Origin of the sequence: Mesorhizobium sp. BH1-1-4 (genome assembly GCF_020165665.1) — a bacterium.
GTDB lineage: Bacteria > Pseudomonadota > Alphaproteobacteria > Rhizobiales > Rhizobiaceae > Mesorhizobium.
Genome location: NZ_JAIUIN010000012.1, coordinates 22,578 through 37,430, shown reverse-complemented (window position 1 = coordinate 37,430; position 14,853 = coordinate 22,578). Strand labels below are relative to the sequence as shown.

Annotated in this window: 15 protein-coding genes; 8 read left to right on the top strand and 7 right to left on the bottom strand. The window is 64.7% G+C overall.

Going from position 1 to position 14,853, the window contains the following annotated elements:
- Positions 1–80: 80 nt before the first annotated feature.
- The 4 genes from LB569_RS20325 (at position 81) to LB569_RS20310 (ending at position 4,206) form a co-directional block, all read left to right on the top strand.
- Complete coding sequence (locus tag LB569_RS20325) at positions 81–1,373, top strand: ABC transporter substrate-binding protein (RefSeq protein WP_224693848.1); 1,293 nt, start codon at positions 81–83, stop codon at positions 1,371–1,373.
- Between the two features lie 74 nt (positions 1,374–1,447).
- On the top strand, positions 1,448–2,323 hold the full coding sequence (locus tag LB569_RS20320; RefSeq protein ID WP_224542508.1) for a carbohydrate ABC transporter permease: 876 nt from the start codon (positions 1,448–1,450) through the stop codon (positions 2,321–2,323).
- Entirely contained in the window at positions 2,323–3,135 is an 813-nt protein-coding gene (locus LB569_RS20315; RefSeq protein ID WP_140710601.1) for a carbohydrate ABC transporter permease, read from the top strand. The genes LB569_RS20320 and LB569_RS20315 overlap by 1 nt, the downstream gene beginning before the upstream one ends.
- 9 nt (positions 3,136–3,144) lie before the next feature.
- Positions 3,145–4,206 carry an ABC transporter ATP-binding protein gene (locus LB569_RS20310; RefSeq protein WP_224693847.1) on the top strand — a complete coding sequence of 354 codons (1,062 nt, stop codon included), beginning with the start codon at positions 3,145–3,147 and terminating at the stop codon, positions 4,204–4,206.
- A gap of 2 nt (positions 4,207–4,208) precedes the next feature.
- Here LB569_RS20310 and LB569_RS20305 read toward each other — a convergent pair whose 3' ends face one another.
- On the bottom strand, positions 4,209–4,709 hold the full coding sequence (locus LB569_RS20305) for a peptide deformylase (protein WP_224693846.1): 501 nt from the start codon (positions 4,707–4,709) through the stop codon (positions 4,209–4,211).
- Positions 4,710–4,719: 10 nt separating this feature from the next.
- Positions 4,720–5,802, bottom strand: a complete 1,083-nt coding sequence (locus LB569_RS20300; RefSeq protein ID WP_224693845.1) for a CaiB/BaiF CoA transferase family protein — start codon at positions 5,800–5,802, stop codon at positions 4,720–4,722.
- Between the two features lie 122 nt (positions 5,803–5,924).
- On the opposite strand from LB569_RS20300, the gene LB569_RS20295 reads away from it, so the two are divergent.
- Together LB569_RS20295 and LB569_RS20290 are read left to right on the top strand one after the other, a co-directional pair.
- Positions 5,925–6,947 (top strand): LLM class flavin-dependent oxidoreductase, encoded by a 1,023-nt coding sequence (locus LB569_RS20295; RefSeq protein WP_224693844.1) that lies wholly within the window; start codon positions 5,925–5,927, stop codon positions 6,945–6,947.
- 54 nt (positions 6,948–7,001) lie between these two features.
- The gene (locus LB569_RS20290; RefSeq protein WP_224693843.1) at positions 7,002–7,649 is read left to right on the top strand and encodes a ThuA domain-containing protein; all 648 of its coding nucleotides are present in this window, start codon (positions 7,002–7,004) and stop codon (positions 7,647–7,649) included.
- 225 nt (positions 7,650–7,874) lie between these two features.
- Here LB569_RS20290 and LB569_RS20285 read toward each other — a convergent pair whose 3' ends face one another.
- From LB569_RS20285 to LB569_RS20265, 5 genes are all read right to left on the bottom strand, one after another.
- Positions 7,875–9,902 carry an amidase gene (locus tag LB569_RS20285; protein WP_224693842.1) on the bottom strand — a complete coding sequence of 676 codons (2,028 nt, stop codon included), beginning with the start codon at positions 9,900–9,902 and terminating at the stop codon, positions 7,875–7,877.
- Between the two features lie 127 nt (positions 9,903–10,029).
- Entirely contained in the window at positions 10,030–11,118 is a 1,089-nt protein-coding gene (locus tag LB569_RS20280; protein ID WP_224693841.1) for a Gfo/Idh/MocA family protein, read from the bottom strand.
- Between the two features lie 72 nt (positions 11,119–11,190).
- Complete coding sequence (locus LB569_RS20275) at positions 11,191–11,943, bottom strand: ATP-binding cassette domain-containing protein (protein WP_140710586.1); 753 nt, start codon at positions 11,941–11,943, stop codon at positions 11,191–11,193.
- Positions 11,940–12,944: an ABC transporter permease gene (locus LB569_RS20270; protein WP_224693840.1), complete on the bottom strand. Its 1,005-nt coding sequence runs from the start codon at positions 12,942–12,944 to the stop codon at positions 11,940–11,942. Before LB569_RS20270 ends, LB569_RS20275 begins: the two co-directional genes overlap by 4 nt.
- Positions 12,941–13,930 carry a substrate-binding domain-containing protein gene (locus tag LB569_RS20265; protein ID WP_224693839.1) on the bottom strand — a complete coding sequence of 330 codons (990 nt, stop codon included), beginning with the start codon at positions 13,928–13,930 and terminating at the stop codon, positions 12,941–12,943. Before LB569_RS20265 ends, LB569_RS20270 begins: the two co-directional genes overlap by 4 nt.
- 377 nt (positions 13,931–14,307) lie before the next feature.
- Here LB569_RS20265 and LB569_RS20260 point away from each other — a divergent pair, with 377 nt between their 5' ends.
- Together LB569_RS20260 and LB569_RS20255 are read left to right on the top strand one after the other, a co-directional pair.
- Positions 14,308–14,541: a hypothetical protein gene (locus tag LB569_RS20260; protein ID WP_224693838.1), complete on the top strand. Its 234-nt coding sequence runs from the start codon at positions 14,308–14,310 to the stop codon at positions 14,539–14,541.
- 79 nt (positions 14,542–14,620) lie between these two features.
- Complete coding sequence (locus LB569_RS20255) at positions 14,621–14,821, top strand: hypothetical protein (RefSeq protein WP_224693837.1); 201 nt, start codon at positions 14,621–14,623, stop codon at positions 14,819–14,821.
- The last annotated feature ends 32 nt before the right edge of the window (positions 14,822–14,853 follow it).

The window sequence follows — 14,853 nt, the reverse complement described above, 5'->3', positions numbered from 1 at the left end:
GTTTTCGGAAAAGATCATGCTCGAACAGACAACGGGAATTTGAAACGAGGCCAAAGCGGCCCAACAATGGGAGACGAAAAATGCTGAACAGACGCAATGTGTTGATGCTTACCGCGGCCGCGGCCGCGCTTGCCACGGCCTTGCCGGCCCTGGCGCAGGATAAGCCGTTCGACGGGGTGCAGTTGTCGGTGCTGCTCGAAGGTCATCCGACGACCGATGCCATCCAGAGGCTGTTGCCGGAATTCAAGCAGGTGACCGGGATCGACGTGGCGCTCGAGATCGTGCCCGAGCAGGATATCACGGCCAAGGAACTGCTCGAATTCTCCTCCAAGTCCGGCCGCTACGACGTCGTCCAGAACAACATCATCTACCTGCCGGGCTTCGTGAAGTCGGGCTATATCGTGCCGCTCGACGATTTCCTGGCCAAGCACAAGGAGAACTTCGACAAGGCCGATTTCGTGCCCGGCTACTTCAACACCAACATCGTCGACGGCAAGGTCTACGGGCTCCCGGTCTATGGCGAGAGCACCTTCGTCATGTACCGCAAGGATCTGTTCGAGCAGTACGGGCTTGCCGCGCCGAAGACGTTCGACGACATCGAAAACGCGGCCAAGACCATTTCGGAGAAGACCAACAAGCAGATCGCCGGCATCACCATGCGCGGCCAGCAAGGCATCCAGGGCGTCTATGTCTGGGCAGCCTATCTCTGGGGTTTTGGTGGCTCGTTCCTCGATGCCGGCGGCAAGTCGGCGCTGGCAACGCCGGAGGGCGTCGCCGCGCTCGATGCTTTCACCAAGGTGCTGAAGGATTACGGCCCGGTCGGCGTCGCCAATTTCGGCTGGGAAGAAAACCGGCTGCTGTTCCAGCAAGGCAAGGCGGCGATCACGCTCGATGCCACCGTCAACGGCGCCTATAACGAGGACCCCAGCGTCTCCACCGTCGTCGGCAAGGTCGGCTATGTGCCGGTGCCGATGAAGTCCGCCTCGCCAAAGGGCGGCTCGTCCTCGCTCGCCGTGCATTCGATGTATGTCTCGGCCGAATCCAAGAACCAGGAAGCGGCAGCATTGTTCGCGGCCTGGGCGACCGCCAAGGAGCAGCAGTTGAAGGCGATCGAAACCGATCCCAACTCCGGCGTGACATCCCTTTCGGTGCTGAACGGCGAGGCTTTCGGCAAGCGCTACGGCGCCTTCAGGGAGGGCATGATCGCCGCCATCAACGCCGGCAATCCGCAATATCTGCCGACGGTCGAGCAGGCCAACGAGATCATCAACAACACCGGCATCGCCGTCTCCAAGGCGCTTGCCGGCACGGCCAGCGCCGCCGACGCCCTCAAGGAGGCGGACGAGGCCAACAACGCCGCGCTCGCCCGCTAGGCGGGCGCGTGCCCTGCCGCGTGCGCTCCCTGTGCGCGGCAGGGCGAGATTCTCACCGGATGGATTGAGACCGCGTGGCAACAACAGCGTCGGACCCGACGAAGCACTTCTTCCAGCCGATCATCGTCTGCCTGACCGTGGCATCGGTCGCGCTGACGCTGTTCGTGATCTGGATTTCGCTGCACGATCTGTCGCTGATGCGCGCCGGGCGCGAGAAGTTCGTCGGCCTCGACAATTATCTGCGTTTCTTCGGCGATCCGCGCGCCATGGCGGCACTGTGGCGCACGGTGCTGTTCACCGCGCTGGCAACTATCATCGAGATCGCGCTCGGGCTTGCCGTCGTGCTGTTCCTCGATCGCGACTTCGCCATGAAGCGGCTGGTCAGGACGCTGCTGCTGGTGCCCATCATCATGACGCCGGTCGTCGTCGGACTGACCTGGCGCTTCCTATTCGATCCCGCCACCGGCATGGCGAACTACCTGCTGTCGCTGGCCGGGATAGCCCAGGTCGACTGGCTGGGCAGCCCTCGGATCGCGCTGTTCGCCGTGCTGATCGCAGATATCTGGCAATGGACGCCTTTCGTCATCCTTTTGGTGATGGCGGCGCTGGAATCGGCGCCCACCGATCCCTTGAATGCCGCCCGTGTCGACGGCGCGCGCGAATGGCAGGTGACCTGGTATGTACTGTTGCCGATGCTGCGCCGGGCGCTCGCCATCGTCGCGCTGATCCGGGCGATCGACAGCATCAAGGCCTTCGACCTGTTCTACATCATGACACGCGGCGGGCCGGCGCTGTCGACGGAGACGCTGAACTATTACGGCTACATCGTCGCCTTCACCAATTTCGACATCTCCTACGCACTGGCCATCGCCGTGATCCTGACCATCTTCACCAATGTCGCGCTCCTGACCATGTACAGCGTTCTGTTTCCGAAAGCGGGAGAGCGCTGATGGGCCGGCGCGCGATTTTCTATGTCGGGCTGCTCATGCTTTTGCTGGCGGTGCTGTTCCCGCTCTACTGGGTGGTGGTGACCTCGTTCAAGACGACGCGCGACGCCTTCGCCATTCCGCCGGTCTGGCTGTTCAGCCCGACGCTCGACAATTACCGCACGGTGTTCGCCAATCGCGGCTTCCTCAGCGCCTTCGCCAATTCCTTCATCATCTCCATCCTGTCCAGCGCGCTGGCGGTCGCCATCGGCTCGATCGCCGCCTACGGGCTGGCGCAGCAGCCGGGCGACCTGCGCCGTTCCAAGGAAAAATTCATCCTCAGCCTGCGCATCGCCCCGGCGCTGCTGTTCGTCATTCCGATGTATTACCTGGCGACCCGCATCGGCGCGCTCAACCAGCATTGGCTGCTGATCGCCGCCTATGCCTTCGTCAACGTGCCGTTCGCGATCTCGCTGCTGATCACCTTCTTCGACGACATCCCGAAGGAATTGCGCGATGCGGCCCGCGTCGACGGCGCGCGCGAGTTCAGCGTGTTCTGGCATGTCTACCTGCCGGCGGCGCGCGGCGGCATCGTCGCGACCCTGATCCTGTGCGTGCTGTTCACCTGGAACGAGTTTTTCGTCGCCTTGGTGCTGACCGGTCGCGCCACGCAGACCCTGCCGGTCTCCATCACCTCGTTCTTGACATTCCAAGGCATCCAATGGGGTGCGCTGACCGCTGCCGCCACCTTGATCATGCTGCCGATGATCGTGCTTGGCGTCCTGGTGCAGGGGCAGATCGTGCGCGGCATGACGCTGGGCAGCGTGAAAGGCTGAGGGGATCCGATGGCGAATTTGTCGATAAGGTCGGTGTCGAAATCCTACGGCGCGGTCAACGTGCTGGACGATGTCTCGGTCGAGGTCGAGGAGGGGTCCTTCGTCGTGCTGCTCGGCCCGTCGGGCTGCGGGAAGTCGACGCTGCTGCATGCCGTTGCCGGGCTGAACCCGATCGATTCCGGCAGCATCGTGATCGGCGACCGCAACGTCACCAATCTTCCCGCGCGTGAGCGCGACGTGGCGATGGTGTTCCAGTCCTACGCGCTCTATCCGACCATGTCGGTGGCCGAAAACATCGCCTTTCCGCTGAAGATGCGCGGGCTCGACCGCAAGACGTCACAGGAAAAGGTGGCGGCGGTGGCCAGGCTGCTGCAGATCGAGTCCTTGCTGCAGCGCAAGCCACGCGAATTGTCCGGCGGCCAGCGCCAGCGCGTCGCCATCGGCCGGGCGTTGGTGCGCGATCCCCGGCTGTTCCTGTTCGACGAACCGCTGTCCAATCTCGACGCGGCACTGCGCACCGAACTGCGCGCCGAGATCAAGCGCCTGCACCAGTCGATCCGCCGGACCATGGTCTATGTGACGCACGACCAGACCGAGGCGCTGACGCTGGCCGACAAGATCGTCGTGCTCAAGGCCGGCAAGATCGAGCAGGTCGGCACGCCGTTGTCGCTCTACGACGACCCCGACAATGCCTTCGTCGCCGGCTTCATCGGTTCGCCGCGCATGAATTTCCTCAAGGCGAGAGTGGCCGAGGACGGGAAAACCGTGCTCGTCGGCGATGCCAGGGCGGACGTCTCGCATCTTGCCGCCAGGCTCGCCAGCGGCCAGGAAGTCACGCTTGGCATCAGACCGGAACATCTGGACGAAAAGCAGGGCGTCGAGCTTGCGCTTGCCGTCGATGTCACCGAGCGGCTGGGATCGACATCCTACGTGCATGGCGCGCTGCCGAGCGGCGAAACGGTGGTCGCCGAACGGCGCGAGGACCAGCCCCGTTTCGGCGAGACGATCACGCTGCGCTTCCTGCCCGGCCGCACGCGCATCTTCGACGCGCGGGGGTTACGTGTTCGCTGAATCTACGAGGCTCGCATCAGCTTGCCGTAGCGCTTGATGAGCCGGTCGCGCTTGAGGCGCGTCAGCCTGTGCGTCCAGAACAGCCCGTCGAGCTGATCGATCTCATGCTGGTGGCAAACCGCCAGCAGACCCTCGGCGTCCTCGAACCGCTCATTGCCGTCGAGATCCTGATAGCGGACGCGGATGCGGACGTGCCGCTCGATGTCCTCGGTGACGCCGGGCATCGAAACGCTGCCTTCCGCGTGGCGGATCATCTCGGTCGAGGCCTGGATGACGGATGGATTTACGTAGATTCCGGGTTCCGTATCGGATGGAAGCTGGATGACGACCAGACGTTTCAAAACGCCGATATGCGGGGCGGTGATGCCGATCCCCGGCGCCGCGTGCATGGTGTCGATGAGATCGCCGGCCAGATCCTTCAGGCGGCCGTCGAACAGATCCACGGGCTCGGCGACGGCGCGCAGCAGGGGATTGGGGAATTTTATGATCGATCGAATCGCCATGGACCTCGTCTCAACGCGCCAGGCCCGCACGGATTTCGGCATCATGTTCGCCGCGCGCGGGGCTTCTCGCGGGCGTCCTCTGTTCCCATCCGGAAAAGCGCGGCGCGGCCGCCGCCTGCAGGACGCCGTCCGCCGTCAGCCATGTGCCGCGGGCGGCCATATGCGGATGCAGGGCAGCTTCATGGGGGCTGAGAACCGGCCCGACGCAGGCGTCGGACCCTTCGAACAGATTGACCCATTCGTCGCGCGGTCTCGTGGCGAAGATCGCGGCCAGCCGCTCGCAAAGCCCGGGCCACAGATCACGATCGAACTGGTTGGCGAATTGCGGATCGGCGGCAAGGCCAAGCCTGTCGAGGAAGAGCGCATAGAATTTCGGCTCCAGGCACTGGACGCTGACGAACCCGCCGTCCGATGTCGGGTAGACACGGCACCAATGCGGCCCATCGAGCAGGCTGCGGCCGCGTTCCGCTGCGAGCGCGCCGGACTGGCCGAGCGACATCAGCAGGTTCATCATGTGCGCCGAGCCGTCGACGATCGCGGCATCAACGACGGTGCCCTTGCCGCCGGCGCGGGCATTCATGATGCCGGCCAGCATGCCGATCACCAGATAAAGCGCACCGCCGCCTACGTCGCCGACAAGCGTCGGCGGCGCTATTGGCGGGTCTCCCGGCAAGGAGGCATACCAGAGCGCGCCGGACAGGCCGATATAGTTCATGTCGTGCCCGGCGGTGCTGGCGAGCGGTCCGTCCTGGCCCCAGCCGGTCATGCGGCCGTAGACCAGGCGCGGGTTGGCCGCGAGGCAGGCATCCGGATCAAGCCCAAGACGTTCCATCACGCCGGGCCGGAACCCCTCGATCAGCCCGTCGGCGGTAGCGATCAAGCGCATCAGCACGGCCACGTCGTCTTCATCCTTGAGGTCGAGCGCGATCGAGCGCTTGCCGCGATCGAGCAGCGAGCGCTCGGCAATGCCCGGCATGGACGGCTGCCCGCGGTGGACGACGATGACATCGGCGCCGAGATCGGCGAACAGCATGCCGGCGAAGGGCGCCGGACCCAGCGCCTCGATCTCGACGATGCGCATTCCTCCGAGCATCCCACCCTCCATAGCGGTTTTGGCACTTCGGTATCGCGAACATTTGGTGTCGAGAGGGCGACGGTGTGTAACCCTCATCTTTCGCCATTGAAGCATGTGCCGCCGGCATATACTTCAGGACCATGAAAAAAATCGGTTTCCTGTCATTCGGGCATTGGACGCCCTCGTCGCAATCGCAGGTGCGTTCGGCTTCGGACGCGCTGCTGCAATCCATCGATCTCGCGGTCGCCGCCGAGCAGCTTGGCGCCGACGGGGCTTATTTCCGCGTGCACCACTTCGCGCGCCAGCTCGCCTCGCCATTCCCGCTGCTAGCCGCCGCCGGCGCGAAGACCAGCCGCATCGAGCTTGGCACGGCGGTCATCGACATGCGCTACGAGAACCCGCTCTACATGGCAGAGGACGCGGGCGCCGCCGACATCATCGCCGGCGGGCGGCTGCAGCTTGGCATCAGCCGTGGTTCGCCCGAGCAGGTCATCGATGGCTGGCGCTATTTCGGCTATGCGCCGCAGGAGGGCCAGAGCGACGCCGACATGGCGCGCCATCACGCCGAGGTCTTCCTCGACACGTTGCGCGGCGAAGGTTTTGCCCAGCCCAATCCACGGCCTATGTTCCCCAACCCGCCCGGCCTGCTCAGGCTCGAGCCGCATTCGGAAGGTCTGCGCGAGCGCATCTGGTGGGGCGCTGCCACCAACGCCACCTCGGAATGGGCGGCCAAGCTCGGCATGAATTTGCAGAGCTCGACGCTGAAATTCGACGAGAGCGGCAAGCCGTTCCATGTCCAGCAGGCGGAGCAGATCCGTATCTATCGCGAGGCCTGGAAGGCGGCCGGGCACAAGCGCGAGCCACGCGTCTCGGTCAGCCGCAGCATCTTCGCGCTGGTCGACGACCGCGACCGCGCCTATTTCGGGCGCGGCAATGAGAGCCGCGACCAGATCGGCTTCATCGAGGAGAACACGCGGGCGATCTTCGGGCGCAGCTACGCCGCCGAACCCGACGTGCTGATCAAGGAACTGGCGCAGGACGAGGCGATCGCCGAGGGCGACACGCTGCTGCTCACCGTGCCCAACCAGCTCGGCGTCGACTACAACGCCCATGTCATCGAGGCGATCCTAAAGCACGTCGCGCCTGGACTGGGGTGGCGCTGACCGCCGCGCCGTGTAACCATCGGCCATGGCGGGCGGTTCACGGAGGTTCACGGCATGGCGAAGAAGGCCCTGATCGCCTGGGGCGGCTGGGAAGGCCATACGCCGGAGCGCAGCGCCAATGTCGTGCGCGACATGCTGGTGCGCAACGGCTTCACGGTCACGCTCGGCCAGGGCACGGCGATGTTCGCCGATCCGGAGTTGTCGTTCTTCGATCTCATCGTGCCCGTCATTACCATGTCGACGATCGAGAAGGCCGAACTGAAGAACCTGACGCACGCGGTTCGCGGGGGAAGCGGGCTCGGCGGCTTCCACGGCACCATGGGCGACAGTTTTCGTGGCGAGCCCGATTATCAGTTCATGACCGGCGGCCAATGGGTCGCGCATCCCGGCAACATCATCGACTATCAGGTGGTCATCACTCGGCCGGACGATCCGATCACGAAAGGCCTCAGTGATTTCGCCTATCGGTCGGAGCAATATTACATGCATGTCGACCCGAGCAACGAGGTGCTGGCGACGACCACCTTCAGCGATGCGCATTTCCCGGGCATTGGCGGCGTCGTCATGCCGGTGGCATGGAAGCGCAGGTACGGCGCGGGAAAGGTTTTTTACAGTTCGCTTGGTCACACCGCGGATGAGTTCGCGGTGCCGGAGATGGCGCTGATGGTGGAGCGCGGTTTGCTCTGGGCCGCCCGGGGGTAGCAGCAGCGTGGCTTCCCGCGACTTCGTCATCCTAGGGCGTAGCAGGAGCGAAGCTCCGTCGCGGAGACCCTAGGATCCATTCCGTGACGTCTATCGAAGTGCGCAGCGGAGCAGAATTCTGTACCGTGGCGGCGCCCCAGAGTCCCGGCATGGATCCTAGGGTCTGCGCCGCGTCGCTTCGCTCCTTGCTCCGCCCTAGGATGACGAACCGACAGGGGCTGACACTCACCCAATGCCACCCGTGACCACATAGGCGCCGGCGGAGCGCCCATCTTCCACCCGCACCACCGCCGTCACGATCGAGCCGTAGGAGCCGCGCCAGACGCTGTGGAAGCGCCGATGCTCGCTGGTCGGAACGAGCGTCCGGCCGGTGAACCGCGCCCCGCTCCGTTGGATCGCGACGGGCTCTCCGTTGACATGCACCTTGACGCTGGCGTTCCCCGCGTCGGTTTCATCGACAGATAAGTCCACGGTGATGGTGATCGCGTCCTGATCGCCCGAAGCCCGCATCTCGGCCGCGAGCTTGATGGTGAGCGCGGGCGCCTCGCTATTGCCGGCTTCGGCGGGGCCTCGCGAAAACACATCATCCGCAAGCTCCGGCGTGCGTGGGGGGCTCGTACGGCGCCGGGTCGACTGCTCGAAATCGCCGGCCATGCGCAGCAGGTTTTCGTCGTCATAGGCCTTGCCGGCGAAGGTGAGGCCGACCGGCATGCCGATGTCGGCCATGGTGCCCATCGGCACGGTGACGGTCGGGATGCCGAAATGGCGCCAGACCAGATTGCCGTTGGCGACCCAGGTGCCATTGCGCCAGGCAAGATCGGCGGAGTCTTCATTGACGTCGGCATCCGCCGGCCCGACATCGGCGGCGGCCGGCAGCACCACCGCATCGAGGCGGTTGGCGTGCAGCCAGTCCTCGAAATCGATGCGCCGTGTCGCTTCAAGTCCCTTGATGCCGTCTTCGATCGTGGAGATGTCGGCCAACGGCGTGACGCCGGTCTTCGCCCGCTCGACATATTCCTTGAGATCGAAGCCGCCTTCATAGCGGTCGGCCAGCGTGCCCGGCGGCCGTGGGAAGATTTTCGGGCCATCGACCGAAGCAAGGTCGGGCAAGGCGGGGTCGGCATTGGCGCGCAAAAAATCGTCCCAGCCCCAGATGCTGAGATCCCAGAGTTCACGGTCGGCGAAATCCGTCGGCACCAGTCCACGCTCGACCATGGTTTGCGCGCCCGGGCGGTCACGCTCATAGTTGGAGACGACGGGGAAATCGACCTCGACCACCTCGGCGCCGAGCCGGCGCAAATCCGTCGCCGCCTGCTCCCATAGATCAAGCACCGAGGCGCGGGTTTCGATCGGGCGGTCGGCCTCGCTGTCGCGGCCGATATACATTCTGGGCACGCCGAGCCGTTTGCCTTTGAGCGACCCCTTCAGCGCCAGATCGGTGTAACGCGGTGGGCGCAAGTCGGAACTCCTGGGCAGCGCCACCCAGGGTTGGGCGCGCCAGAAATCGCCTCTCGTTTCGGGATCATCGGCGACGATGACATCGAGCAGTTCCAGCATGTCGGGCACGCCGCGCGTGTGCGGCACGACCACATCCATGGTCGGCACCAGCGGCCAGTTGCCGCGCACCGAGATGACGCCGCGCGAGGGCGTATAGGCGACCAGCGCGTTGTTGGTGGCCGGCGCGCGGCCGGACGACCAGGTTTCTTCGCCCAAGCCGAAAGCGGCGAAGCTTGCCGCAGTCGCGGTGCCCGAACCATTGGAGGAGCCCGAGGCGAAAGCGGCGGTCAGGTAGTCGGCATTGTACGGGCTTTCGGCGCGCCCGTAGACGCCGCGCTGCATGCCGCCATTGGCCATGGGCGGCATGTTGGTGAGGCCGATCAGCACCGCGCCGCCGGCGCGCAGCCGCGCGATGGTGAAGGCGTCTTCATTGGCGACAAGGTGCTCGAAGGCGGGCGATCCGGCTGCCACCGTCAGGCCCTTGACCTTGTAGCTGTCCTTGGCGGTGTAGGGGATGCCGTCGAGGGGTCCGAGCGTCCCACCCTCGCGCCGCCGCTGGTCGGAAGCGGCGGCCTCCTCGAACATCGCTGGATTGAGCACCGGGACGGCGTTGAGGCAGATGCCGTGGCGGTCGAAATGAGCAATGCGCCTGAGATACGCCGCGACCAGCTCGACGCTGGTGACCGTGCCATCCTCAAGCGCGCGGCGCAGGTGGTCGATCGTCGCGTCGACGAGATGAAGGGTGGCTTCGGTCATCATTGGTTCCAAACTGTCGTTTCGACACCATGGATGAGCGAGGCCGCCGGCTTCGGCAAGGGGGCAATCGGTTTGTCGCCAGTCTTTGTTGGAGCGGCTGTTTCTGCTGTCACCCTCCTGGCGGAGCTCAGGCGCCTCCCGCCGTCTCCTTCATCCGTTCGATGATCTCGGCCATCAGCGACAGGTCCCGGCGGGAGTCGGCGAGGTCGGTCAGCGGCTTGGTGCCTTCCGCGATGTGGCGGTGGAAGGCTTCCAGTTCGTTGGAGAAGGCGTCGCCATAGAGCGGCCCGAAGGTTTTCGTCACCGGGCCGAGCGCACCGGCTTCGGTCACTTCCAGCCGTGTCGGCAGGCTTCTGATATAGGGCGTGTCGTAGATGATGCGCACGCGCCTGGTGTTGGAGCGCACCTCGATCATGGCGTCGAACAGGCCGAGATCGTCGACCACCGCGTCATAGAGACAGGCGAAGTGGCCATAGTCGAAGGTCACCGAGGTGTTGGCGCCGCCATTGGTGCGGTGCGCTGACACCACGCCTTGCGGCTCGCCGATCAACCCGCGCATGGCCGAGATGTGGTGCGAGGAGAGTGCGGTCAGGCCGCGATAGGCGCGCATCAGGTCGGCGGGTGCGTCGGCGCCGACGACTTCGCGTATCAGCGCGTCCCGCTCCCTGGCGCCGCGTGCCAAAAGGGCAGGGTCGATGTCCCTGGGATAGAGGATGTTCTGGCTCTTGTTGAGGAAATGCCGGCCCTCCGAGATCAGGTCGAAGATGCGGACATGGGTGATGTCGGCATGCGCGGGCAATTCGTCCCTGGCGGCCAGATAAGCCGGTGCGTAGCGGCGCATATAGCCGACGAACAGGGTCTTCTTGTAGACCGGCATCAGGGCCAGCAATTCATCGATTTCGCGCACCGTCAGGCAAGCAGGCTTTTCCAGCAATATGTGCTTGTCGGCTTGCATGGCGGCGCGCACGAAGCGGCTGTGGGTGTCGTCGGACGACAGCACGAAGACCACGTCGATATCGGGCGAAGCGATCAGCGCCTCGGCGGTCTCGAAGGCTTTGGCGGGCGCGTATCCGGAGGTGACGAGGCTCACCAGGCTCGGCGAGACATCGTACACGCCCGCGATCGTCCAGCGGTCGCGCTGGTCGGCCAGAACAGGCAGATGGATCGACTGCGCGACCTCCCCAAGACCGACAAGTCCGACACGAAGTGGTGCCACTGGAAAACTCCTTCCGATTAAGCCCGATGCCGGCCGCGCCGGCGGGCAGCCGTTGATGTCATGAGAGCGCGATCACGCCGCGCCGGTGACCAGCGCGACGAGTTCGTTGCCCGATGTCTCCGAGGCGCGCACGGTCGCTGCCATCCTGCCGGCCCGCATCACCCAGATCTGGTCGGAGAGGCGCCGCACCTGATCGAAATTGTGGCTGACCAGGATGACCGAGACCGACTGTTCGCGCAGGCGCCGGATCAGCGCCTCGACATTAGCGGTCTCCTGCACGCCGAGTGCGGCCGTCGGTTCGTCCATCACCACCAGCTTGGCGCCGGAGCCGACGGCGCGGCAGATCGAGATCGCCTGCCGCTGGCCGCCGGACAGCCGGCGCACACGCTGGTTGATCGAGGGCACGTTGATCGACAGGCGCGACAGCATCGAGCGGGCCTCGCGCTTCATCGCCTTGCGGTCGAGGAAAGCGAGGGGGCCGATGCGGCGCACGAGCTCGCGGTTGAGGAACAGGTTCTGCGCCACCGTCAGTTCGTCGATCAGCGCCAGGTTCTGGTGCACGGTCTCGATGCCGGCCTTGCGCGCCCCGTCCGGGTTGGAGAAGGGGTGCTCGCGGCCGTCGAAGACGATCGAGCCGGCATCGGGCACATGCACGCCGACCAGGCAGCGGATGAGCGTCGACTTGCCGGCGCCGTTGTCGCCGATGACGGCGGTGACCTCGCCGCGGCGCGCCTGGAAAGCGACGTCGGTGAAGGCGCGCACGCCGCCGAAATGCTTGCTCAGGCCGTTGCAGGCGATGATTGCGTCGGAGGATGTGGCGCTCATTTCTGGTACCGCATGATAAGCGCCGCCAGCACCACGATGGCCCCCACGGCGAGCGGTTGATAGAAGGCCGAGACGCTGAGCAGCGTCAGCCCGTTGACGAGCGCGGTCAGCATCAGCGCGCCGATGGCCGGGCCCAGGATCGAGGCGCGGCCGCCGAACAGGCTGACGCCGCCCAGAACCACCGCGGCAACCGAATTCAGGAGCAGGCTGGTGTTGATCTGCGGCTCGGCCGAACCGATGCGCGCCACCAGCAGGATAGCCGCGATGCCGGCGCAGAAGCCCGATATGGTGTAGGCGGCGATCTTGACCCGGTTGGTGCGGATACCGAGCGCGCCGGCGCTCTCGACCTGGCCGCCGGTGGCCAGGAGATGGACGCCGAAGCGTGTGTGGTAAAGTGCGATATGGGCCACGATGACGGCCGCGATCGCCACCCAGACCGGATAGCCGAATGGCCCGAACGAGCCAGAGGCGAGCTTTAACAGGAAGGTCGAGCCGACCATCGTCGGCTCGCCGCCCGACAGGATGAGGCCGAGCCCGGTGATGGCCGAGAGCGTGCCGAGCGTCACCACGAAGTCGGGAATCTTGCCGACGGTGATGATGAGGCCGTTGAGGAAGCCGAGCGCGCTGGTCGCCAGCACGCAAAGCACGCAGGCGATGAAGATGCCGTAGCCGCCGGCGCTGACGAGGCCGAGGATCACGGCGCCCAGCATGACCGCCGCCGCCATCGACAGGTCGATGCCTGACGTCGCCACCACGAAGGTCTGGCCGATCGACAGCACGACCAGGATCGCCGACGCCAGCAGCAGCGCCTGTAAATTGGCGGCGCTGAGGAAGACCGGCTGGGCGATGCCGAAGATGATGACCAGCCCGACCAGGCCGACAACGGACGCCCAGTCGGCCCAGAAGGAGGGATCGAGGAGGAGAGCCGACAGGGAGGGGCGGCTCTCCTCCGGCACGCCCGCCGAATGGGCGGCGGGCGCGTTGTCCATGGGGTTGCTCACTTCAGCATCTCGCGCAACGGATCGGGATACTCGCCGCCGGGGCGCGGGAAGTTCTTCAGCGAGGCCTCGGCATTGTCCTTGTTGATCAGGAGCACGGGCGCCGGCACGTAGGCAGGCAGTTCCTTGCCCTTGACCGCCACCTTGCAGGCCTCGACGCCCATGGCGCCGACGACATAGGGATATTGGGCGACGGTGGCGGAGAGTTCGCCGGCCGCGACCGATTTCAACGCGTCGACGATGCCGTCGAGGCCGATCACCTTGACGTCCTTGCCCGAGGTCCGCACCGCGCGCTCGACGCCGAGCGCCATGATATCGTTGGCGGCGAAGAAACCGGCGAGATCCGGGTGCGCGGCCAGGATGTCGGTGGCCGCCGTCAGTGCCTTCTCGCGATCCCAGTCGGCGCTGACCATCACCACCACTTCGAGCTTGCCTTCGACAGCCTGCTTGAAGCCCTTGATGCGCGCGTTGGAGCCGACATCGCCGACGATGCCGGCGACCAGCGCCACCTTGGCGCCCTTCGGCACCAGCTTCAGCATTTCCTCGCCGGCCAGCGCACCGGCGGCGACATTGTCGGTGCCGATATAGGTCGAGACGGTGAAGCCGGCGGCCTTGGCCTGTTCAGGGTCGATGGTGCTATCGATGTTGACGATCGGCTTCTCCTTCTGGGCGACCGGCACCAGTGCCTGGACAAGATTGGAAACGCTGATCGGGTTGACCAGGTAGCAATCGAAATCCTGCATCGCCATGGCGGTCAGGCGATCGGCCTGGCCGGTGGCATCGCCCATATTGGCGGCGGCCTGTACGGTGACATCGACGCCGTCGGCCTTGGCCTGTTCCTCGATGCCCTTCTGCATGGTCTGGAAGAAGGGGTTGTCGAGGCCCTTGACGATGGCCGCGACCTTCGCCGCATCCTGCGCATGGGCAGGCGCCACCATTGTCGTTGCAAGCAGGCCGGCGCCAATCGCCAGGCTATTCAAGATGCGCATTATCTTCCTCCTCCGAATCCCTTGTTGCCGGCACGGTTTTCCGCGAAGGAATACCGACAGCATGCAAGCAACCCGGCGCTTGCGTTGGCGCGGCGCTTGTATTGTAGGGACTGGCTGGGCGCTTGGGATAGCGACCCCGGCTCAAGTCCCTTGCGTGTCAGGCATTGCTCCTCCCAGAGCGCTGACTTCATGCCACGTCAGCATTGCCGCATGTTTCAGAAAAAATTGACACGCGTCAACATTTAAAATGGTGCGCACTGATTTTTGCGGCGCGTCGTTCCGGCCGCTTCCCCCCGGGCCGAGAAAAATCGATTTTTTTATGCAACCGCTCATGGGTGCGTGCGTTACAGGCTTCCCGGGGGGAGGTGAGGTTTGCATTGGATCGTTTCGAGATATTGCACGAGCCGACAGGCACGTATTCCATTTTCGAGAGGTCAACAGAGTTGCCGGTAACTGTAGAAGGCAGGACTTTCATCGGTCTCTATCGGCACGAAGTGCCGCTGGCCCTGCTTGCCGCCATGGAACCCGACGACAGCGGGGTACCGTCGCTCTCGCCGCTGAGTGGCCGCGGATCCCATCAGGAACATCAACAGGACGACTTGCAAGCGTAAATGAACGCTCGCATAAGTTGCGGAAGGCCGTATAGCATGAAAGAAAATGGGGCCGTTACCATAGCATGAAAGGGGAATCATGCCTGATCAGAACGCGCTTGTGCGCACAGCCATTGCTCGGCTGCTTTCCGAAAAGACCGGAGTTGCCGTCATTTCGATGAAGGAGAGTGTCGCGGAATTGTTGGCGATATCAGGCGCGGCGCTAACCATAGATAGCCTGCAGGATCTGCTGCTGGAAATGGCGGAGGTGCGCGGGATGATGGTCGCGCTCGATCTCTGACTCCCTGTTTTTGCGCAATTTTGGCGGCGTCA

Bases quoted from the DNA above. Each gene is read 5' to 3' on its own strand.
- LB569_RS20325 (WP_224693848.1), top strand. From the start codon at position 81: ATGCTGAACAGACGCAATGTGTTGATGCTTACCGCGGCCGCGGCCGCG.
- LB569_RS20315 (WP_140710601.1), top strand. From the start codon at position 2,323: ATGGGCCGGCGCGCGATTTTCTATGTCGGGCTGCTCATGCTTTTGCTG.
- LB569_RS20310 (WP_224693847.1), top strand. From the start codon at position 3,145: ATGGCGAATTTGTCGATAAGGTCGGTGTCGAAATCCTACGGCGCGGTC.
- LB569_RS20305 (WP_224693846.1), bottom strand. From the start codon at position 4,709: ATGGCGATTCGATCGATCATAAAATTCCCCAATCCCCTGCTGCGCGCC.
- LB569_RS20300 (WP_224693845.1), bottom strand. From the start codon at position 5,802: ATGCTCGGAGGAATGCGCATCGTCGAGATCGAGGCGCTGGGTCCGGCG.
- LB569_RS20295 (WP_224693844.1), top strand. From the start codon at position 5,925: ATGAAAAAAATCGGTTTCCTGTCATTCGGGCATTGGACGCCCTCGTCG.
- LB569_RS20290 (WP_224693843.1), top strand. From the start codon at position 7,002: ATGGCGAAGAAGGCCCTGATCGCCTGGGGCGGCTGGGAAGGCCATACG.
- LB569_RS20285 (WP_224693842.1), bottom strand. From the start codon at position 9,902: ATGACCGAAGCCACCCTTCATCTCGTCGACGCGACGATCGACCACCTG.
- LB569_RS20275 (WP_140710586.1), bottom strand. From the start codon at position 11,943: ATGAGCGCCACATCCTCCGACGCAATCATCGCCTGCAACGGCCTGAGC.
- LB569_RS20265 (WP_224693839.1), bottom strand. From the start codon at position 13,930: ATGCGCATCTTGAATAGCCTGGCGATTGGCGCCGGCCTGCTTGCAACG.
- LB569_RS20255 (WP_224693837.1), top strand. From the start codon at position 14,621: ATGCCTGATCAGAACGCGCTTGTGCGCACAGCCATTGCTCGGCTGCTT.